At 72.8% G+C, this 18056-nt stretch carries 22 protein-coding genes; 4 read left to right on the top strand and 18 right to left on the bottom strand.

Translation table 11 applies throughout. From position 1 onward, the window contains the following. Positions 1–84 precede the first annotated feature (84 nt). The 4 genes from HNR21_RS13620 to HNR21_RS13605 all read right to left on the bottom strand — a co-directional run bounded on the left by HNR21_RS13620 (position 85) and on the right by HNR21_RS13605 (position 1996). Positions 85–252 (bottom strand): DUF3117 domain-containing protein, encoded by a 168-nt coding sequence (locus HNR21_RS13620; protein WP_103938117.1) that lies wholly within the window; start codon positions 250–252, stop codon positions 85–87. A 198-nt stretch (positions 253–450) separates the two neighbouring features. Further along, positions 451–1026 carry a DNA-3-methyladenine glycosylase I gene (locus HNR21_RS13615; RefSeq protein WP_182705508.1) on the bottom strand — a complete coding sequence of 192 codons (576 nt, stop codon included), beginning with the start codon at positions 1024–1026 and terminating at the stop codon, positions 451–453. Then, positions 1023–1460, bottom strand: a complete 438-nt coding sequence (locus tag HNR21_RS13610; RefSeq protein ID WP_182705507.1) for an SRPBCC family protein — start codon at positions 1458–1460, stop codon at positions 1023–1025. Before HNR21_RS13610 ends, HNR21_RS13615 begins: the two co-directional genes overlap by 4 nt. After that, entirely contained in the window at positions 1457–1996 is a 540-nt protein-coding gene (locus HNR21_RS13605) for a hypothetical protein (protein WP_182705506.1), read from the bottom strand. Before HNR21_RS13605 ends, HNR21_RS13610 begins: the two co-directional genes overlap by 4 nt. 9 nt (positions 1997–2005) lie before the next feature. Between HNR21_RS13605 and HNR21_RS35235 the strand changes: the two genes are divergently transcribed. Further along, positions 2006–2566, top strand: coding sequence for a hypothetical protein (locus HNR21_RS35235; RefSeq protein WP_246442140.1), 561 nt, complete (start codon positions 2006–2008; stop codon positions 2564–2566). A gap of 126 nt (positions 2567–2692) precedes the next feature. On the opposite strand, the gene HNR21_RS13595 is transcribed toward HNR21_RS35235, so the two are convergent. From HNR21_RS13595 to dapE, 4 genes are all read right to left on the bottom strand, one after another. After that, a complete protein-coding gene (locus tag HNR21_RS13595) occupies positions 2693–3844 on the bottom strand; it encodes an RNA-guided endonuclease InsQ/TnpB family protein (RefSeq protein WP_182705505.1) in 1152 nt (383 codons plus the stop codon). Positions 3845–4055: 211 nt separating this feature from the next. After that, positions 4056–4649: an LOG family protein gene (locus HNR21_RS13590; RefSeq protein ID WP_119727415.1), complete on the bottom strand. Its 594-nt coding sequence runs from the start codon at positions 4647–4649 to the stop codon at positions 4056–4058. Next, positions 4649–5449, bottom strand: coding sequence for an LOG family protein (locus HNR21_RS13585; protein WP_182705504.1), 801 nt, complete (start codon positions 5447–5449; stop codon positions 4649–4651). The genes HNR21_RS13590 and HNR21_RS13585 overlap by 1 nt, the downstream gene beginning before the upstream one ends. Before the next feature lie 56 nt (positions 5450–5505). Beyond that, positions 5506–6561, bottom strand: coding sequence for a succinyl-diaminopimelate desuccinylase (gene dapE, locus HNR21_RS13580; protein WP_182705503.1), 1056 nt, complete (start codon positions 6559–6561; stop codon positions 5506–5508). 163 nt (positions 6562–6724) lie between these two features. Here dapE and HNR21_RS13575 point away from each other — a divergent pair, with 163 nt between their 5' ends. After that, positions 6725–7519: a putative protein N(5)-glutamine methyltransferase gene (locus tag HNR21_RS13575; RefSeq protein ID WP_119727413.1), complete on the top strand. Its 795-nt coding sequence runs from the start codon at positions 6725–6727 to the stop codon at positions 7517–7519. 18 nt (positions 7520–7537) lie between these two features. Here HNR21_RS13575 and HNR21_RS13570 read toward each other — a convergent pair whose 3' ends face one another. Next, positions 7538–7816, bottom strand: coding sequence for an isoamylase early set domain-containing protein (locus HNR21_RS13570; RefSeq protein WP_182705502.1), 279 nt, complete (start codon positions 7814–7816; stop codon positions 7538–7540). Positions 7817–7965: 149 nt separating this feature from the next. Further along, positions 7966–8802 (bottom strand): 2,3,4,5-tetrahydropyridine-2,6-dicarboxylate N-succinyltransferase, encoded by an 837-nt coding sequence (locus HNR21_RS13565; protein ID WP_182705501.1) that lies wholly within the window; start codon positions 8800–8802, stop codon positions 7966–7968. A 44-nt stretch (positions 8803–8846) separates the two neighbouring features. Here HNR21_RS13565 and HNR21_RS13560 point away from each other — a divergent pair, with 44 nt between their 5' ends. Next, positions 8847–9689: a hypothetical protein gene (locus tag HNR21_RS13560; protein WP_182705500.1), complete on the top strand. Its 843-nt coding sequence runs from the start codon at positions 8847–8849 to the stop codon at positions 9687–9689. 157 nt (positions 9690–9846) lie between these two features. Here the strand turns inward: HNR21_RS13560 and HNR21_RS13555 are convergent, their stop codons facing one another. Further along, positions 9847–10989, bottom strand: a complete 1143-nt coding sequence (locus HNR21_RS13555) for an acyl-CoA dehydrogenase family protein (protein WP_182705499.1) — start codon at positions 10987–10989, stop codon at positions 9847–9849. Positions 10990–11074: 85 nt separating this feature from the next. Between HNR21_RS13555 and HNR21_RS13550 the strand changes: the two genes are divergently transcribed. After that, entirely contained in the window at positions 11075–11788 is a 714-nt protein-coding gene (locus HNR21_RS13550) for a MerR family transcriptional regulator (RefSeq protein WP_119727408.1), read from the top strand. A 78-nt stretch (positions 11789–11866) separates the two neighbouring features. Here the strand turns inward: HNR21_RS13550 and HNR21_RS13545 are convergent, their stop codons facing one another. From HNR21_RS13545 to dapC, 7 genes are all read right to left on the bottom strand, one after another. After that, positions 11867–13567 carry a polyamine aminopropyltransferase gene (locus tag HNR21_RS13545; RefSeq protein ID WP_376766624.1) on the bottom strand — a complete coding sequence of 567 codons (1701 nt, stop codon included), beginning with the start codon at positions 13565–13567 and terminating at the stop codon, positions 11867–11869. A 516-nt stretch (positions 13568–14083) separates the two neighbouring features. Continuing rightward, complete coding sequence (locus tag HNR21_RS13540; RefSeq protein ID WP_182705497.1) at positions 14084–14533, bottom strand: DUF350 domain-containing protein; 450 nt, start codon at positions 14531–14533, stop codon at positions 14084–14086. Continuing rightward, positions 14533–15312 carry a hypothetical protein gene (locus tag HNR21_RS13535; RefSeq protein ID WP_182705496.1) on the bottom strand — a complete coding sequence of 260 codons (780 nt, stop codon included), beginning with the start codon at positions 15310–15312 and terminating at the stop codon, positions 14533–14535. The genes HNR21_RS13540 and HNR21_RS13535 overlap by 1 nt, the downstream gene beginning before the upstream one ends. Next, positions 15309–15713: a DUF4247 domain-containing protein gene (locus HNR21_RS13530; protein ID WP_182705495.1), complete on the bottom strand. Its 405-nt coding sequence runs from the start codon at positions 15711–15713 to the stop codon at positions 15309–15311. Before HNR21_RS13530 ends, HNR21_RS13535 begins: the two co-directional genes overlap by 4 nt. Further along, entirely contained in the window at positions 15710–16210 is a 501-nt protein-coding gene (locus HNR21_RS13525) for a DUF2617 family protein (RefSeq protein ID WP_119727404.1), read from the bottom strand. The genes HNR21_RS13530 and HNR21_RS13525 overlap by 4 nt, the downstream gene beginning before the upstream one ends. 5 nt (positions 16211–16215) lie before the next feature. Further along, a complete protein-coding gene (locus HNR21_RS13520; RefSeq protein ID WP_182705494.1) occupies positions 16216–16821 on the bottom strand; it encodes a DUF4178 domain-containing protein in 606 nt (201 codons plus the stop codon). Between the two features lie 103 nt (positions 16822–16924). Further along, positions 16925–18034, bottom strand: a complete 1110-nt coding sequence (gene dapC, locus HNR21_RS13515; RefSeq protein WP_182705493.1) for a succinyldiaminopimelate transaminase — start codon at positions 18032–18034, stop codon at positions 16925–16927. Positions 18035–18056 lie beyond the last annotated feature (22 nt).

The raw sequence follows: 18056 nt of genomic DNA, 5'->3' as shown, positions 1-18056 counted from the left end.
ACCGCCGCCGGGGCGGCGGCGTCGCCACGGTGGCGGCCCACCGGGGGGCCGCCACCGCGAATCCTCGGATCGGATGCCCGCTGGTCAGCCGACGACGTTCTTGAGAGCGTCGCCCAGCTCGCTGGCCTCCTCGGCGGAGAGCTCGACGACGAGGCGTCCGCCGCCCTCCAGCGGGACGCGCATCACGATGCCGCGCCCCTCCTTGGTCACTTCGAGCGGACCGTCACCCGTCCGCGGCTTCATCGCCGCCATGCGTGCATCCCCTTCCTGCCTAGGGCCGCGTGCCGGACACCTTTGGCCGCGTGGCCGCCGTTCGCATCCGCATCATCAGTAGTGGTCCATTATCTCGTGTTCCGGGCGCGAAGTGGTAACGATCAGCATCCGGATCGTCCCGGCCTTGGCCCCCGCTCCCGGCCGGGCCGCGTCTTCGCAGGTCAAAGCCCGGGTCGTTCAGCGGTATGCACCGCGGCGGCAGCAGCCGGCCAGATGGTCGTCGACCAGGCCGCACGCCTGCATGAGGGCGTACGCGGTCGTCGGGCCCACGAAACGGAAGCCGTGCCTCTTCAGCTCCCTGGCCAGCGCGGTGGAGCCGGGGGTGGAGGCGGGCACGTCGGCGGTGGTGCGCGGGACGGGCGCGTCCGGGTCGGCGTACCGCCACACCAGCGCGGCCAGCCCGCCGGGCAGTTCCAGCGCGGCGCGGGCGTTGGCGACGGCCGCCTCGATCTTGGCCCGGTTGCGGACGATGGCGGCGTCGGCGAGCAGCCGTTCGACGTCCTGCGGCCCGTACGCGGCGACCTTCGCCATGTCGAAGCCCGCGAACGCCGCCCGGAAGGCCGCCCGCTTGCGCAGGATGGTGATCCACGACAGGCCGGACTGGAACGCCTCCAGGCACAGCCGCTCGTACAGGCCCTGGTCGTCGGTGACCGGGCGGCCCCACTCGTCGTCGTGGTAGGCGATGTAGTCGGGGGCCGACAGCGCCCACGGGCAGCGCGCCAGCCCGTCCGTCCCCGGGACCGCCGGGCTCATCGGGTCGCCCCCGCCAGCCGCACCAGCCGGCGCAGGCCCAGCAGCATCAGCGCGCGGACCGGCCGGCGCAGCAGCACCCATCCGGCCCGGCCCAGCGGCCCCAGCGGCAGGTCCAGCCGTTCGGCCCACAGCACGGTGCTGCCGCCGCCCGGCAGCGGGGCGGTCTCGAACCAGGCCTCGCCGCGCACCAGCCGCCCGGTGTGCCGCACCGCGACCCGGCGGCCCGGCGTCCACTCGGTGATCACCATCGTGTCGGTGAAGCCGACGGGCCCGACGCCGGTCCGCCCGACCAGTTCGGCGCCGACCCCGTGTCCGCCCTCGGCCCTGGTGAACGGCATCCACTCGGCGTGCCGGGGCCAGTCGGTGAGCACCTCGAACACCTTGTCCGCGGGCGCGTCGCAGGTCACGTCGGCGCTGATCGACACCCGGCTCACCGGGCCTCCTCGTCCACCGGCCGTCCGTCGTAGGGCGGCGGGAACGGGTCCCGGTCGTCGGGCGGGGTCGGCTCCGGCTCGTCCAGGCTCGTCTTGTCCAGGCTCACCGGGGATCGCGCCTCGTCCTCCAGGCGCTCCTCGTCCTCGTAGGGGTCCTCGTAGGGGTCCTCGTAGGGGTCCTCGTAGGGGTCCTCGTGGCGGCGGCGCAGCTCGGCCAGCTCCCGTTCCAGCTCGGCCAGCCGGGCGTCGCGTTCGTCCAGCGCGTAGGCCAGCCGGTGCAGCGCCTCGTCGGCGATCTCGGGCTGGTAGCCCCACAGGCCGTGCGGCAGGTGCAGGTACCTCACGTCCGAGCCGGTCAGCCGCCGCCCGGTGGGCATCTGCAGGGGCGGGACGTCGGGATGCGCCTCGGTCAGCTCGCCGCCCCGGCCCATGGCGATGGCGATGACCGCCGCCAGCACGGCCAGACCGGCCAGGACGAGGACCACCAGCACGATGTCGCTCCCCTCGGTTCGGGCTCCCACCGGGGATCGTGCCACGATCGGAGCATGGAGTTGCGGCTTGCCTCGAGGGTGTTCGGCGCCGGAGATCTCGCGATCTGGCTGACCGGCTCGATCGACGGGGCCGAGGGCATCCCGGAGGGCGTGGACATCGTCACCTCGGCCCGGCCCGCGCCCGCCGGGCCCGGGCCTGTGGTCGCGATGACCGTTCCGGCTCCAGCCTATGCCGCGCCCAGCCTGTACGTGGGCGACGAACTGGCCGAGGAGGCCGCCAAGGCCGGGGCGGGGCTGGTGTGCCGGGATCCGCGGCGCGCGCTGGAGGCGGGGGTACGGCCGGACGGCCTGATCGTGGACGCCGGGCCCCGGCCCTCCGTGCAGCGGGTCGAGGACATGACGAAGGACGGGCTCGCCGTCCTGGTGCGCCTTGACGACGAGCCCGTCCGCGAGGACTCCGGCCTGCTGGCCGCGGCCTCCGTCTATGCCTGGCTGGGCGTCCGCGTGTTCGCGGTGGCCGCGCCGGACGTGCCGGCGGTCCGGCAGGTCCTCGACATGGTCGCCGCGATCAAGGGCGACCGTCCCCCCACCCTGGCCCGGCGCGGCCTGGCCTGACCCCACGCTCGGCGTAGCTGGCCACGAATTGACGCGCTCCCCGGCCCGGAGGCCGGGGATTCAGTCCGCGCCGTGGGTGCGGCGCCCCTGATGGCTTCCTGTTTCACCGGGTCCCGCCCACCGCCGTCAGGCGACGGGTCTTACGGTCCCTCCGCAGGCGTTTAGCCTGTCCGCCCGCCCGGCGGCCAGGATGTTCTTCGCGGCGTTGACGTCCCGGTCGTGAACCGCGCCGCACGGACAGGCCCATTCCCGTACGTGCAGCGGCATCGACTCAGCGAGCGTCCCGCACGATGAGCACGTCTTCGACGACGGGAACCAGCGATCCACCTTGGCGAAGGTACGGCCGTACCGGGCCGCCTTGTAGGCCGGCATGCCGACGAACTGGGACCAGCCCGCATCGTGCACGCTCTTGGCCAACCGGGTACGGCCCAGACCGGACACGCACAGGTTCTCCACATACACGGCTTGGTTATCACCGATGATCCTCGTGGAGAGTTTGTGCGCGAAGTCCCGGCGCGCGTCGGCCACCTGAGAGTGCGCGCGGGCGACTCTCAGTCTGACCCTGGTCCAGTTGGCCGATCCCTTGACCTTGCGGGACAGGGCCCGCTGGGCCTTCTTGAGCCGCCGTTCGGCCCGGCGCAGCCACCGCGGGTTGGTGACCTTCCGTCCGTTGGACAGCACCGCGAAATGGGTGAGGCCCAGGTCGAGGCCGACCTCACCGGCCGTCTTCGGCAACGGCTCGGCGTCGACCTCGACCACGAACGAGGCGAAGTACCGCCCGGCCGCGTCCTTGACCACCGTCACGCTGGACGGCTCTGACGGCAGGCTGCGGGACCAGCGCACCGGCACGTCCCCGATCTTGGGCAGCCGCAACCGCCCGCCCGCCGTGATGGCGAACCGGGCATTCCTGGTGAAGCGGATCGACTGCCGACTGTCCTTGCGTGACTTGTACCGGGGCTCGGCGATCCTCGCCCCCGCGCGCTCACCGGTGATGGAGGCGAAGAACGCCCGGTGGGCGCTGTTGAGGTCGGCCAGCGCCTGCTGCAGCACCACCGCCGGCACCTCGCAAGGCCAGGCGCGTTGCGGGGTCTTCTTCGCCTCGGTGATGACCCGCCTGGACAACTCGGCGTTCGGGATGTACGGCAACCCCCGCTCATGGGCCTCCCGCCGTGCGCGCAGCCCGTCGTTGTACACCACCCGCGCACACCCGAACGCCCTGGCCAGCGCGCGGCGCTGACCGGCGGTCGGGTAGAGGCGGAAGTTGTACCGCAACTGCACACCGCGACCATAACGCCACCCTCCGACAGAACACCAAGGGTTTATTCGCGTCCTTGGGGCGCTCCTTCGCATGAAAGCAAGTCATGCGAGCGTGTCGGGCACCGATGAACCCGCGGTGAACGCGCCGGGGCGACGCCGTGATCTTCCCTCGGGCCTGCTCTGTCCGCGGACGAAACAGGTCAGCGGGCCTCCCAAAGGTCTTGCGCGCCCGTCAGGGCTCGGCCTCGGCGTAGTCCTCGGCGGTGGGCCGCAGGGCGACCTGGCGGCCCTCCAGGAGGTCGAAGGCCTCGGGGATCGAGCCGGTCCAGCCGATCGCGTCGAAGATCCTCGGCCGGGCGAAGCCCTGCTCGGTGAGCCCGACCATCAGCTCCCGCAGCGGGTCGTACACCCCGTACGGGTCCAGGATGACCAGCGGCTTCTCGTGCATCCCCAGGGTCCGGGCGGTCCAGATCTCGAACAGCTCCTCCAGGGTGCCGATGCCGCCGGGCAGCACCAGGAAGGCGTCGCTGCGGCGGTCCATCTCGCCCTTGCGGGACCGCATGTCGGGGGTGACGATCAGCTCGTCGTTGTCCTCGTCGGAGATCTCGACGCTGACCAGCGCCCGCGGGATGACCCCGACGGTGCGGGCGCCGCCGGCCCGGGCGGCGCGGGCGATCGCGCCCATGCAGGAGACCTGGGCGCCGCCGCTGACCAGGGTGTGGCCGCGGCGGGCCAGCTCGGCGCCGGCCTGCTCGGCGAGCTCGATGAAACGCCCGTCGATGCGGCTGCTGGAGGCGCAGAACACGCAGATCGCCAGACCGCCCATCAGCTGGCCGCCTCGTCGGCCGCCTCGCGCACCGCGGCCTCCTCCTCCAGCCGCCGCCGGTGCTCGGCGTGCGCGTCCAGGATCACCTGGACGACCTCGGCCGGGTCGTCGGTCAGGTGCACCAGGTCCAGGTCGGTCTCGTGGATCTTGCCGGCGGGCAGCATCACGCTCTTGATCCAGTCCAGCAGTCCGCCCCAGAACTCGGTGCCGACCAGCACGATCGGGAACCGGGTGACCTTGCGGGTCTGCACCAGGGTGAGCGCCTCGAACAGCTCGTCCATGGTGCCGAACCCGCCGGGCAGCACCACGAACGCCTGGGAGTACTTGACGAACATCGTCTTGCGGACGAAGAAGTACCGGAACTCCAGGCCGATGTCGATGTGGTCGTTCAACCGCTGCTCGAACGGCAGCTCGATGCCGAGCCCGACCGACACGCCGCCGCCCTCGACGGCGCCCTTGTTGCCGGCCTCCATGATCCCGGGGCCGCCGCCGGTGATGACCGCGTACCCGGCCTCGGCCAGCCGGCGGCCGATCTCCACCCCGAGCTCGTACTCCGCGGAGCCGGGTGCGGTGCGCGCGGAGCCGAACACGCTGACCGCCTTGCCCAGCTCGGCCAGCAGCCCGAAGCCCTCCACGAACTCCGCCTGGATGCGCAGCACCCGCCACGGGTCGGCGTGCAGCCAGTCCGCCGGGCCCACGCTGTCCAGCAACCGTTCGTCGGTGGTGGTCCGCGGAATGGCCTTGCCGCGCAGCATCGCGGGACCCTGCCGGTGCATGCGCTTGTCGCTCTCGGAGTCCATGGCGTTCACGGTAGCCGCCCCGGGCATGGCGCATTCAAGCGAAATTCGGGTGACCGTCAGGTGAGCCAGGCCCGCATCCGCTCCTCGCACTCGCGGATGCGCGGGATCTCCACGTACTCGTCCTTGGTGTGCGACAGCGGCGGGTCGCCCGGCCCGTAGTTGACGGCGGGAACGCCCAGCGCGGAGAACCGCGCCACGTCGGTCCATCCGAGCTTGGCGCGCGGGGTCCCGCCGACCGCCGCCACGAAGTCGGCCGCCGCCGGGTGGTGCAGCCCCGGGCGCGCCGCCTCGGCCCCGTCGACCACCTTGACCGTGAAGCCCGCGAACAGCTCCCGCAGGTACGCCTCGGCCTCGTCGAGGGTCCTGTCGGGGGCGAACCGGTGGTTGACGGTGACGACGCACTCGTCGGGGATGACGTTGCCCGCGACGCCTCCGCGGATGAACACGGCGTTCAGCCCCTCGTGGTACTCCAGCCCGTCCACCACGGGCTTGCGGGGCCGGTAGGCGCGCAGGATGTCGATGATCTCCCCGGCCCTGTGGATGGCGTTCGACCCCATCCACGACCGCGCGCTGTGGGCGCGTTCCCCCGGCGCGGTCACCTCGACGCGGATGGTGCCCTGGCAGCCGCCCTCGATGGTGGCGTAGGTGGGCTCCATCAGCACCGCGAAGTCGCCCTCCAGCACCTCCGGGCGGGACAGGGCGAGCCGGGCCAGCCCGTTGCGGGCCTCCTCGACCTCCTCGCACTCGTAGAACAGGTACGTCACGTCCCGCCTGGGCTCGGCGACGGTGGCGGCGAGCTTGAGCATCACGGCCAGCCCGCTCTTCATGTCGGAGGTCCCGCACCCGTACAGCCGGTCCCCCACGACCCTCGACGGCAGGTTCCCGTTCACCGGCACCGTGTCGAGGTGCCCGGCGATCACCACGCGTTCCGCCCGCCCCAGCTCCGTACGGGCGATCACCGCGTCCCCGTCGCGTTCCACCCGCAGATGCCCCAGCGGCGCGAGCGCTCCTTCCACCGCGTCGGCCAGCGCCTTCTCCGCTCCGCTCACCGACTCGATGTCGACGATCGCCGCCGTCAGCTCCGCAACATCCACACCCAGGTCAAGCCCCATGCCCCGACCCTACCGATTCAGCGGCCCCCGGCCGGGGCCGCGTGGACGCCGGCGTACTCCCGCCCGGCCGGTCCGCACGATCTCGCCGGTGACCTCGCGCCGGGCGGGGGCCGGCCCAAAACCAGATGTCAGCCGGTGGCGGCCGGGTTAGGCTCTTCGCCCCATGGGCATTTCGCCGCCTTTCCAGGCCGTCGTCGAGAGACTGCGGAGCGCCGGGTGCGTCTTCGCCGAGGACGAGGCCCGGCTGATCGTGTCCACCGCCCGGACACCGGACGAAGTCGCCGTGATGGTGGAACGGCGGGCCATCGGGCTGCCGCTGGAGCAGGTGCTGGGCTGGGCGGAGTTCTGCGGCCTGCGGGTCGCCGTGGACCCGGGCGTGTTCGTGCCGCGCCGCCGCACCGAGTTCCTCGTCCGGCAGGCCGTCGCCCTCGCCCGGCGGGGCGGGGTCGTCGTCGACCTGTGCTGCGGGTCCGGGGCGCTGGGCGTGGCGGTGGCGGCGGCGCTGGGCGAGGTGGAGCTGCACGCCGCCGACCTCGACCCCGCGGCGGTGCGGTGCGCCCGGCGGAACGTCGAGCCCCTCGGCGGCCACGTCCACGAGGGCGACCTGTTCGCGGCGCTGCCGTCCGCGCTGCGCGGGCGCATCGACGTGCTGCTGTCGAACGTTCCCTACGTCCCGACCGGGGAGGTCGGGCTGCTGCCGGCGGAGGCCCGCCTGCACGAGGCCCGGATGGCGCTGGACGGCGGCGCGGACGGACTCGACGTGCTGCGGCGGGTGGCGGCCGAGGCGCCGCGGTGGCTGGCGCCGGGCGGTCACCTGCTGGTCGAGACGAGCGAACGGCAGGTGGCGGCGGCCGCCGGGGCCTTGTCCCGGCACGGGCTCACACCGCGGATCGCCCGTTCCGAGGAACTGGACGCCGTCGTCGTCATCGGGGCGCGGGGAACGGGAACGCCCGGCTGATCCCGTCGCGCGGCCCGCTCAGGGCAGGGTGATCAGGCCGCCCTGCTGGTCGACCGAGTCCGCCCCCTCGTCGTCGAACCACAGCCCGCCCGTCCCCAGATACCGGAAACGGTAGGTCCCGGGCGCCAGGGTCACCGACACGCTGCGGGTCCCGTTCCGCCGCCTGAGCAGCTCGTGCCGGCCCGGCTCCCAGTCGTTGAAGTCACCGACGACGCTGACGGTGCCGGCGGGCTCGTCCGCCGGGAGGCTGAAGGTGACCCGGGTCTTGTGGCCGAACAGACGCGAACGCCTCAGCATGACGCCTCCCTGCGGGCAGCAGACCGTGATGAGGCCATTGTCCGGGTTCTTCGCAGCCCGTGCAGGGGAATTGCGCGGTCCGTAACGCGGTGTTCACAGCGGCGCGGTCCCGGGCACGGCTGGCCGCGCCCGGGAGCCCCGCCGGCGGGTCACGCGTTGACGCCGTGCTCGCGGAGGATCTCGTTCAGGGCGAGCTTGTCGTGCTGCCGGCCCTCCTCCAGGCGCTTGAGGACGAGCACGCACGGCACGCCGAACTCCCCGCCGGGGAACTTCTTGTTCCGGGTGCCGCCGACGCAGACGGACCAGGCGGGGACCTCGCCGCGGGGCAGTTCCTCGCCGGTCTCGACGTCGAAGACGCGGGTGGTCTTGGTGAGGATGGTGCCGGCGCCGAGCTTGGCGCCCCTGCGCACGCGGGCCCCGTCCACGACCATGCAGCGCGAGCCCACGAACGCGTCGTCCTCCACGACCACCGGGACGGCGTTCGGGGGCTCCAGGACGCCGCCGATGCCGACGCCGCCGGACAGGTGGACGTTCTTGCCGATCTGGGCGCAGGAGCCGACGGTGGCCCAGGTGTCGACCATGGTGCCGGAGTCGACGTAGGCGCCGATGTTGGTGAACGAGGGCATCAGCACGACGCCGGGGGCCAGGTAGGCGCCCCAGCGGGCGATGGCGCCGGGCACGACGCGCACGCCGTCCAGCCGGGTCTTGAGCGGGATCCGGTCGTGGTGGTGGAAGTCGCCGACCTGGGCGCGCACCATGCCGAGGACCTTGAAGCTCAGCAGGATGGCCCGCTTGGCCCGCTCGTCGACGACGACCTCGTCGGTGGCGGGGTCGACGAACGCGACCCGGGCCTGCCCGGTGTCGATCTGGTCCACGGCGGCGACGATGGCCGCGCGGGCCTCGCTGTCGTCGGGGCTGAGCTGGTCCCGCCGCTCCCACAGCTCGTCGATGACGCCGGGGATCGGGCTGGTGAACGTATCGGTCATGACAGGTGAGCTTAGTGGGGCCGATCAGCCGGTACGGTCTTGGTGTGCGGGGTTGGGATTGGAGGCGCTGGCGCCCGGCCGCCGTGGTGCTCGCCCTCGTGGCGGCCATGGGCGCCGGCGGTTACGCGGTATGGACGTACGCCCGGCCGTACCTGCACGGGTCCAACTGCGAGGTGCGCACGGCCGAGGGCTCGGTGCCGCTCGACCTGGAACAGGCGGCCAACTCGGCGACGATCGCGGGTGTGGCGTTCCGCAAGTCGCTGCCGGAACGCGCGGTGGTGATCGCCTACGCGACGGCGATCCAGGAGTCGCACATCCGCAACCTGGCCGGCGGCGACCGGGACTCGGTCGGCATCTTCCAGCAGCGCCCGTCGCAGGGCTGGGGCCGGGTGGACCAGTTGCGCGACCCGGTGTACGCCACCAGCAAGTTCTACGACTCGCTGGTGAAGGTGAAGGACTACCTGGACCGGGATCTGCACGACGCCGCCCAGGCGGTGCAGCGCAGCGCGGACGGCACGGCGTACGCGCCGCACGAGCCGCGCGCCAAGCAGCTCGCCGAGGCCTACACCGGCCGTCGCCCCGCGGCGGTGCGCTGCTGGTTCTCCCCCGGCAAGCGGGTCGAGCCCCGGCTGCAGGAGGCGATGCGCACCCTGCACGAGACGTTCGGCACGAGCCGGCTGCCGGTGACCCGCGCCGGCGACCAGTACCGGATCAAGGTCCCCACCCGCCGCGCCGGCTGGGCGGTCGCCTCCTGGGCGGTCTCGCACGCCCAGGCCCACGGCATCTCCGAGATCCGCTTCGCCGGCCTGCACTGGGACGCCGAGGCCGGCCACGACGGCTGGACCGAGCACGACCAGTCCCCCACCACCCACGTCATCGTCCGCTGAGGACTCCGGAGGGCGGCCGGGGTCGCTCCCCCGGCCGACGCGGCAGTCCGCGCACCGCAGCCGGTCCGCCCGGAGCTAGCCCTTGGGCGCGCGAGGACGGACCGGCGAGGATGCGGTGGCCCGGGGGTCTGGGGGTCGCCTCCCAGAGGGAAGCGCGTCAGACGCCGAGGGAGCGGCCGATGATCTCCTTCATGATCTCGGTGGTGCCGCCGAAGATGGTCTGGATGCGGACGTCCTGGTAGGCCTTGGCGATCGGGTACTCGGTCATGTAGCCGTAGCCGCCGTGGAGCTGGACGCAGCGGTCGACGACCGACTTGAGCAGCTCGGTGTTCCAGTACTTGAGCATGGCCGCCTCCTCGGCGGTCAGCTCGCCCTCGGACTCCTTGAGCACGCACTGGTCGGTGAAGGCGCGGGCGACCGTGATCTCGGTCTTCATCTCCGCCAGCGTGAAGCGGTTGTGCTGGAACTTTCCGATCGGCCGGCCGAACGCCTCGCGGGTCTTGCAGTACTCCAGGGTCTGCTCGAAGGCGGTCTCGGCGCCGGCCAGGGCGGTGGCGCCGATGGACAGCCGCTCGCGGGCCAGGTTCTGCATCAGGTAGATGAAGCCCATGCCCTCTTCGCCGAGGAGGTTCTCCTTGGGGACCCGCACGTTGTCGAAGAACAGCTCGGCGGTGTCCTGGGCGTGCATGCCGACCTTGTCCAGGTTGCGGCCGCGTTCGAAGCCCGCCATGCCGCGCTCGACGACCAGCAGGCTGACGCCGCGCGCCCCGGCCGCCGGGTCGGTCTTGGCGACCACGATGACCAGGTCGGACAGGATGCCGTTGGAGATGAACGTCTTGGAGCCGTTCAGGACGTAGTGGTCGCCGTCCCTGATCGCGGTGGTCTTGATGCCCTGCAGGTCCGAGCCGGCGGCGGGCTCGGTCATCGCGATGGCGGTGATGATCTCGCCGGAGCAGTAGCCGGGCAGCCAGCGCCGCTTCTGCTCCTCGTCGCACAGCCGCAGCAGGTAGGCGCCGTTGATGTCGTTGTGCACGGAGAAGCCGGGGCCGTGCACGCCGGCGCGGGCGAACTCCTCGTTGATGATCAGGTAGTAGCGGTAGTCGTCGATGCCGCCGCCGCCGTACTCCTCGGGGACCTCGATGCCGAGCAGCCCCTGCCGGCCGGCCGCCAGCCACACGTCGCGGGAGACGATGCCGTCCTTCTCCCACTGCTCGTGGTACGGGGCGATCTCCTTCTCGATGAACGACCGCACCATGTCGCGGAAGGCCTCGTGCTCGGCGGTGAAGATCTCGCGTCCCATCCCGGCGGGTCTCCTCAACTGGGTAAGTGATTTCTGATACAGCCGTAATGTAACACTGGCACTGTCATATGAGGGAGGGGGTGCCGTGGAGCTCACGGTGGACGAGCTGGCGGCCCGCGCGGGGGTGACGGTGCGCACCGTGCGCTACTACGCCGGGCGCGGCCTGCTGCCCCCGCCGCGGCTGCGCGGCCGCACCGGCCTGTACGGCCCCGAGCACCTGGCCCGCCTGGAGCTGGTGCGCGAGCTGCAGTCGCTCGGCCTCACACTGGCCGCCATCGAACGCCATCTGGAACGGATCCCCGAGGACGCCACCGCCGAGGACCTGGCGCTGCAACGGGCGCTGCTGTCGCCATGGACCCCCGACCGCCCAGAGGACCTGGACCGGCACGAGCTGGACCGCCGGGCCGGACGTCATCTGGGCGACGAGACCATCAAGCGGCTGGCGGCGCTGGGCGTGGTGGAGGAGCTGCCCGACGGCCGGATCCGGGTGGTCAGTCCCGGGCTGCTGCGGGTCAGCGCCGAGCTGGCCGAGCTGCCGCTGCCCCTGGAGACCCTGCTGACCTCCCACGAGGCCGTCCAGCGCCACACCACGGCGCTGGCCGAGGAACTGCAGCGCAACTTCCAGGAGACCGTGGTGCGCCCGTACCGCGAGCGGGGCCGCCCGCCGCAGGAACGGGAGATGCTGATCGAGGTGGCCAACCGGCTCAAACCCCTGATGATCCAGTCGCTGGTCAACTCGTTCCAGCAGGCCGTCGACCGGGTCATCCGCAGGTCCGTCCCCGACGACGGGAACGCCTAGCGTCCGCACCGGACCGGCCGGGCACGGCGGCGCCGAGCAGGTGCCCGCCGCGCGTTCCGGGACCGGGGCGGGAGCGCCCTAAAGGTCGCGCCACTCCTGACGCTGGTACTCCACCAGCGTCGGCTTGACCAGCGTGTTGATCTCCACGTCGGTGCGCCGCAGGTCCCGGGCGAACACCGCCGACGCCTGCAGCACCTGCTGGTCCAGGAACCGCAGCCCGCCCGCCACGGCCGGGTCCACCCGCAGCCCCGGCGCCCGCTCCCCCTCGGTGGCCAGCACGAACCCCCAGTCCCCGAAGCTCGGCACGTCCAGGTGGTACGGGGTGGTGGCCAGCCCGGCCGCCCCGATCGTCCGGCCGATGCACCAGAACGACTTCGGCGCGAAGAACGGCGACCCCGACTGCACCACCGCCCGGCCGCCGGGGGCCAGCGCCCGCCGCAGCAGCCCGTAGAACTCCTGCGAGTACAGCTTGGCGGTGGACACGTCGTCCGGGTCGGGGAAGTCCACGATCACCACGTCGAACCCGGCCGCCCGCTGCGCCACCCGCCCGCGCAGCCAGGTGAACGCGTCCGCGTTGACCACCCGCACCCGGGGGTCGTCGAACGCGCGCCCGTTCAGCTCGGCCAGCTCCTCGTAGCCGCGCGCCAGCCGGATCATCTCCGGGTCCAGCTCCACCAGCGTCACCTGCCGCACGTCGCGGTACCGCAGCACCTCCCGCAGGCCCAGCCCGTCGCCGCCGCCGAGGACCAGCACGTTCGCCCGGGGCCCCACCATCGCCGGATGCACCAGCGCCTCGTGGTAGCGGTACTCGTCGATCGAGGAGAACTGCAGGTCCCCGTTCAGGAACAGCCGCAGGTCGGGCCGCCCCGACAGCCGCACCGACCGGGTGATCACGATCTCCTGGTACGGCGTCTGCTCGGCCAGCGCGATCGGGTCCCGGTACAGCGCCTGTCGCGCCGACACCTCGAACCGGTCCGCCAGCGCGTACGTCCCGCCCAGCACCACCAGCACGCCCGCCAGCCCGGCCCACAGCACCGCCCGCGCCCCGCGCCGCACCTGCCCGCGGAACAGCCACAGCACCACCGCCATGCCCGCGACGGCGTTGCACGCCCCCACCAGCAGCGCGCCCTTGATGTGCCCGAAGATCGGCAGCAGCAGGAACGGGAACGCCAGCCCCCCGATCAGCGCCCCCACGTAGTCGGCGGCGAACAGGTCCGCCACCGCGCTGCCCGCGTCCTGCTTGCGGATCCGCTGCAGCAACGTCATCAGCAGCGGGATCTCCGCCCCGATCAGCAGCCCCACCGCGAACGCCACCACGACCAGCGCCGGCACGTACAGCCCGAGCCAGGCGTACGCCGCGTACAGCGACAGCACCGACAGCCCGCCCAGCAGCGCCAGCGCCCCCTCGACCCCGGCGAACGCGATCACCGCGTGCCGCTGCAGCGGCTTGGCCGCCAGCGACCCGACCCCCATCGCGAACACCATCACCGACAACACGATCGACGCCTGCGTCACCGAGTTGCCGATCAGGTAACTCCCCAGCGCCACCAGCGCCAGCTCGTACACCAGCCCGCACGCCGCACACCCGAACACCGCCATCAGCACCAGCGCCCTGGCTGTGCTTGCCCGCCGCGCCTCCGGCGCGGCGGCGAGCGCGCGTAGTTGATCGCGCTCGCTCCGCTCGCGCGGCTCGCGCGCCCGGGGACGCGCGGCCGTTCGGTCGTCGCCTTCAAGATCGCTCGTTCCTCGCGATCTTGAAGGCTCCTCCCTCACGGCCACGCGGGCGCGCTCGCGGTGGCCTTCAGCACCTTCGGGTGCAGGGTCCGACTCACCACCCCGCGCGCTCCCAGCAGACCCGGCCGCCCCCGTCTCCGAGCCCGCCCCGGACGACTCGCCGTTCTGGGCGTCTCCGGCATCCGGCTCGGCACCGCGCACGCCTCCGGCGGACTCCGCCGCGTCCGGGGGAGCCGCCGACGACTCGCCGTTCTGGGCGTTCTCGGCGCCATCGCCGTGCTCACCGCGCTGGTCAGCGGTCACCGCATTCCCCCTTTGTCCGGCGGCAGGCTACCGGCCCGCACGAACGGCTCACGCCTGCCTCGCACTCCGGCGACGACAGGCGTGAACTCCCAAGATCTCCAAGACCCCGCACCCGAAGGCACTGGAGGCCACCGCGAGCGCGCCCGCGCGGCCGTAAGGGAGGAGGCTTTCAAGATCGCGAGGAACGAGCGATCTTGAAAACGACGACCGCACGGCCGCGCGTCCCCAGGCGCGCGAGCCGCGCGAGCGGAGCGAGCGCTAATAGATCGCGGCCGCCACGATGGCGGCGATGGCCAGGTCGGTGGCGGCGACGACCCAGCAGGCGGGGGCCATGCCGCCGCCGGTCGGGGTCTGGCCCTCCTCGCCGACCACGGTGGCGCCCAGGCTGCCCGGGGTGAGCAGGTCGAGCAGGTAGAACGCCAGGGTCATGATGACGATCCCGAGCACCCCGTACACCGCGGTGCTGGCCAGGCCCTCGGCCAGGCCGTCCTCGCTGGCGGCGATGGCGGTGGTGACGATGGCGCCGACCCCGGCCAGCTTGGCGGCCAGGATGAGGGCCGCGCCGCGGTTGTGCTCGGTCCAGATCTGGCGGCCCAGCTTGCCGGGGGTGGTGATCTCGACCACCAGGAACCCGAGGGCCAGCAGGGCGACGCCGACCGCGCCGTACGCCAGCGCGGCCCCGCCTTCCTCGATGAGCTCGTTCAGCATCAGGCACTCCTACGGCTGCGTACGACGGCGAAAACGATCCAGATGAGGCCCACGGCGATGAGCGTGCCGCCGACGGCCATCCACACGTAGCGGGCGATCCCGGGCGGGGTGGCCCTGTCCCCGGAGGTGGGGGCGGAGGCGGCGGTCTGCGGCACCGGTGGGGCGGCGCCCTTCTCGGCGACGATCATGGGCAGTGCCCCGACCGCGTCGGCGAGCCGGGCGTTGGCCTGGGCGCCGAGCAGGTCGGCCCGGGTGATCCCGGCCCGCGTCAGGTCGGCGTCGCTGAGCCCGACCGGCAGGTTGGCGTCGATGTCGGTGACGACCGAGGTCCACTCCTCGTCGAGGATGTCGTACTGGTAGCTCGCGGTGAACACCACCCACTTGGGGCACTGCCGGGGGTGGTCGCGGGGGTCCAGGCCGGTGCCGAGGTTGGAGCCCACGTCCGTCTCGCCGTCGCCGGGGACGGGGACGTCGGTCGCGCTGGGCGGCAGGGGGACGGCCGGGTTCGCGGGCCGGACCGGGGTGGTGTACTCGTCGTACCCCCAGCTGGTGTCGGTGTCGATCACCCAGCCGTAGCAGATCCGCTGGGTCCGGGTGGCGTCGTTGAGCCGTTCCACCAGGTGCTCGGCGCCCCGGGAGCCGAACAGCCCGCCGCCGGTGATCACCACGTCGTCGTCGTTGTCGCTGCTCTCGGCGGCGATGACGATCCCGACGATGACCAGGGAGATGACGATCGTCCAGACCCAGATGTGGGCGGTCTTGCCGCTGTTCTGGCTCACTTGCCGCCTCCGCCCGGGCCGCCGCCGCGGAAGGTGGAGGCGCGCCCGCCGGGGCCGCCCCAGCGGGAGCCCACGTAGCTGTGGTGCCGCCGGTAGCCCCGGTCGATGTCGTCGACCAGGACCTGGCTGCCGCCCGCGACGGGGAGCACCGCCACGATGTGCCTGGGGTAGCGCAGGAACACCCCGGACGGGTCGTAGGCCCGGTCGCTGGGCTTGAACTTGCGGGAGATGGCGGCCGCCACGCTCAGCGGCGCCCCGTTGGCCTTGTAGACGCCGTTGCCGATTCTGGTGTAGTGCGAGCTGATCCAGCCGTGCGGCGAGGTGTTCCCGCTGACCAGCGCTGCGGCCAGCACGATCGCCCCGAGCACGGCCGCGATGCCGCCGCCCACGTAATGTCTCACGCGATCTCCAGGAGGGTGCGGGTGACGACGATCTCCCTGGTCTGGGGGTAGGCGTGCCAGGTGCGCCAGCCCAGGGAGCCGGTGTCCGGATCGCCGTCCAGGGCGAGCGCGGTCACCGCGTGCGGGGATCCGGGGAACGTTCCGGTGAGCGCGTCGTCCCGGTCGGCGAGCCGTTCGCACAGCCGCCGCACGGTCGACGCGAACGCCGCATCGGTGGGATGGGCCTCGACGCGGGCCCGGAAGTCGTAGCCCCAGCCGGCCACGTCGGCGCGCATGCCGCCGGGCAGCGGCCCGGGATCGCCGGGCAGGCAGGCGACGGTCTCGCTGACCGGTCCGGCGAAGATCTGGTGGGAGGCGCCGAGCAGGCGCAGCTCCACCCGGATCCCGCCGCGTTCCACCGGCAGCACGGCCAGGGCGTCCAGCGGCTCCAGGCCCAGCGCGAACGACAGCGCGTCGGCGCGGGTGTCCAGGTAGGGGGTGTCGAGGGCGGCGCGCACGGCGGTCAGCTTCCCGGGTAGATCGTCATCGTCCCGGTGGGAACGCGTTCACCGGTGCCGGCCTCCCAGGCGCCGCCGTCGAACCGCTCGAACGACAGGTAGCGCCCGCCGGGGCCCTCGTAGTCGGCGTACTCGACCCGGCCGCCGGTCCCGAGGCCGGTGGTGCCCTCGGTGCGGTACTCGGCGGTGCCGTGCTCCTCGCGCCGGTACTCCACCCCGTCCAGGGTCAGCGTGGGCCTGTCGGGCCTGAGGTCGCCGACGTCGCGTTCGGTCCACCAGACGACCTCGAGGTCGGGGTCCTCCTCGACGGAGATCCACACCTTGGCGCCCTCGGCGGTGTCGGCGTCCAGCAGGTGCTCACTCCAGGTGTAGCCGCCCTCCCGGAACCGCACCGAGCCGCGCACGAAGTACCGGGTGCCCAGGTACTCGACCAGGTCTCCGGCCTTGAGCGAACGGGGGTCCCCGGCGACCTCGCCGACCGAGGCGAACGGGTCGGCGGGCCGTGCGGGCTCCTGCTGCGGGCGTTCCTTGGAGCGCCGGACCAGGACCACGATGAGGACGACCAGGGCGACCAGGATCAACGCCAGCAGCGCGATCACCGCTGCCTGCATGCCCCACCTCCACCTGCGGGTTCCGGCCCATCACCCGGCGTGCCGGATCCTACCGATCGGGTAGGCGCCGGACGCAACATGCATCCGATGTCAGATCGGCCGATCAGGTTCCAATTCGGTCTCGGAGGCGGGAGACCGCGGCGTCGACCCGTTCGTCGGTGGCGGTGAAGGCGACCCGGACGTGCCGTGCCCCGGCCGCTCCGTAGAACTCGCCGGGCGCCACGCAGATGCCGAGGTCGGCGAGGTGGGCGACGGTGTCCCAGCAGGGCTCGTCGCGGGTGGCCCACAGGTACAGCGACGCCTCGGAGTGGTCGATGCGGAAGCCGTGCGCGGTCAGCGCCTCCCGCAGCGCCGCCCGCCGCCTGGCGTAGCGGGCCTTCTGCTCCTCCACGTGGGCGTCGTCGCCGTACGCGACGGTCATCGCGGCCTGCACCGGCGCGGGAACGATCATCCCGGCGTGCTTGCGGATCTCCAGCAGCCCGGCGACCACGGCCGGGTCGCCGGTGACGAAACCGGCCCGGTAGCCGGCCAGGTTGGACCGCTTGGACAGCGAGTGCACCGCCAGCAGCCCCTCGTGGGAGCCGCCGCACACGTCCGGGTGCAGGACCGACACCGGCTGCCTGGCGGGGTCGTCGTCCCAGGCCAGCTCGATGTAGCACTCGTCGCTGACCACCAGCGCGCCGCGTTCGCGGGCCCAGGAGACCACCTTGCGCAGGTGCTCGGCGGGCAGCACCCGGCCGGTCGGGTTGGACGGCGAGTTGACCCAGATGATCTTGGGGGTGACCGGGCCCAGGGTCAGCAGCCCGTCGGCGGCCACCGGCTCGGCCCCCGCCAGCCGGGCGCCCACGTCGTAGGTCGGGTACGCCAGCGTCGGGAACACCACCCGGTCGCCCGGCCCGGCGCCCAGCAGCGTCGGCAGCCAGGCCACCAGTTCCTTGGTGCCGATCACCGGCAGCACGGCGGCCGGGTCGGCGCCCGCCACCCCGAGCCGGCGGCGCAGCCATCCGGCGACCGCCTCGCGCAGCGCGGGCGTGCCGTAGGTCTGCGGGTAGCCCGGTGCGTCCGCCGCCTCGGCCAGCGCCCGCCGGACGGGCTCGGGCGTCGGGTCGACGGGCGTGCCGACCGACAGGTCCACCAACCCGCCGGGGTGGGCGGCGGCCCGCCGCTTGTAGGGGGCCAGCCGGTCCCAGGGGAAGTCCGGGAGCGTACGCACCGTTCCGTCTCTCCTCGTCGTC

The organism is Thermomonospora cellulosilytica (assembly GCF_014138835.1).
Lineage (GTDB): Bacteria > Actinomycetota > Actinomycetes > Streptosporangiales > Streptosporangiaceae > Thermomonospora > Thermomonospora amylolytica.
This window is presented reverse-complemented; position numbering and strand designations above follow the sequence as displayed.

Bases quoted from the DNA above. Each gene is read 5' to 3' on its own strand.
- HNR21_RS13620 (WP_103938117.1), bottom strand. From the start codon at position 252: ATGGCGGCGATGAAGCCGCGGACGGGTGACGGTCCGCTCGAAGTGACC.
- HNR21_RS13615 (WP_182705508.1), bottom strand. From the start codon at position 1,026: ATGAGCCCGGCGGTCCCGGGGACGGACGGGCTGGCGCGCTGCCCGTGG.
- HNR21_RS35235 (WP_246442140.1), top strand. From the start codon at position 2,006: ATGGAGTTGCGGCTTGCCTCGAGGGTGTTCGGCGCCGGAGATCTCGCG.
- HNR21_RS13590 (WP_119727415.1), bottom strand. From the start codon at position 4,649: ATGGGCGGTCTGGCGATCTGCGTGTTCTGCGCCTCCAGCAGCCGCATC.
- HNR21_RS13585 (WP_182705504.1), bottom strand. From the start codon at position 5,449: ATGGACTCCGAGAGCGACAAGCGCATGCACCGGCAGGGTCCCGCGATG.
- dapE (WP_182705503.1), bottom strand. From the start codon at position 6,561: ATGGGGCTTGACCTGGGTGTGGATGTTGCGGAGCTGACGGCGGCGATC.
- HNR21_RS13575 (WP_119727413.1), top strand. From the start codon at position 6,725: ATGGGCATTTCGCCGCCTTTCCAGGCCGTCGTCGAGAGACTGCGGAGC.
- HNR21_RS13570 (WP_182705502.1), bottom strand. From the start codon at position 7,816: ATGCTGAGGCGTTCGCGTCTGTTCGGCCACAAGACCCGGGTCACCTTC.
- HNR21_RS13565 (WP_182705501.1), bottom strand. From the start codon at position 8,802: ATGACCGATACGTTCACCAGCCCGATCCCCGGCGTCATCGACGAGCTG.
- HNR21_RS13555 (WP_182705499.1), bottom strand. From the start codon at position 10,989: ATGGGACGCGAGATCTTCACCGCCGAGCACGAGGCCTTCCGCGACATG.
- HNR21_RS13540 (WP_182705497.1), bottom strand. From the start codon at position 14,533: ATGCTGAACGAGCTCATCGAGGAAGGCGGGGCCGCGCTGGCGTACGGC.
- HNR21_RS13520 (WP_182705494.1), bottom strand. From the start codon at position 16,821: ATGCAGGCAGCGGTGATCGCGCTGCTGGCGTTGATCCTGGTCGCCCTG.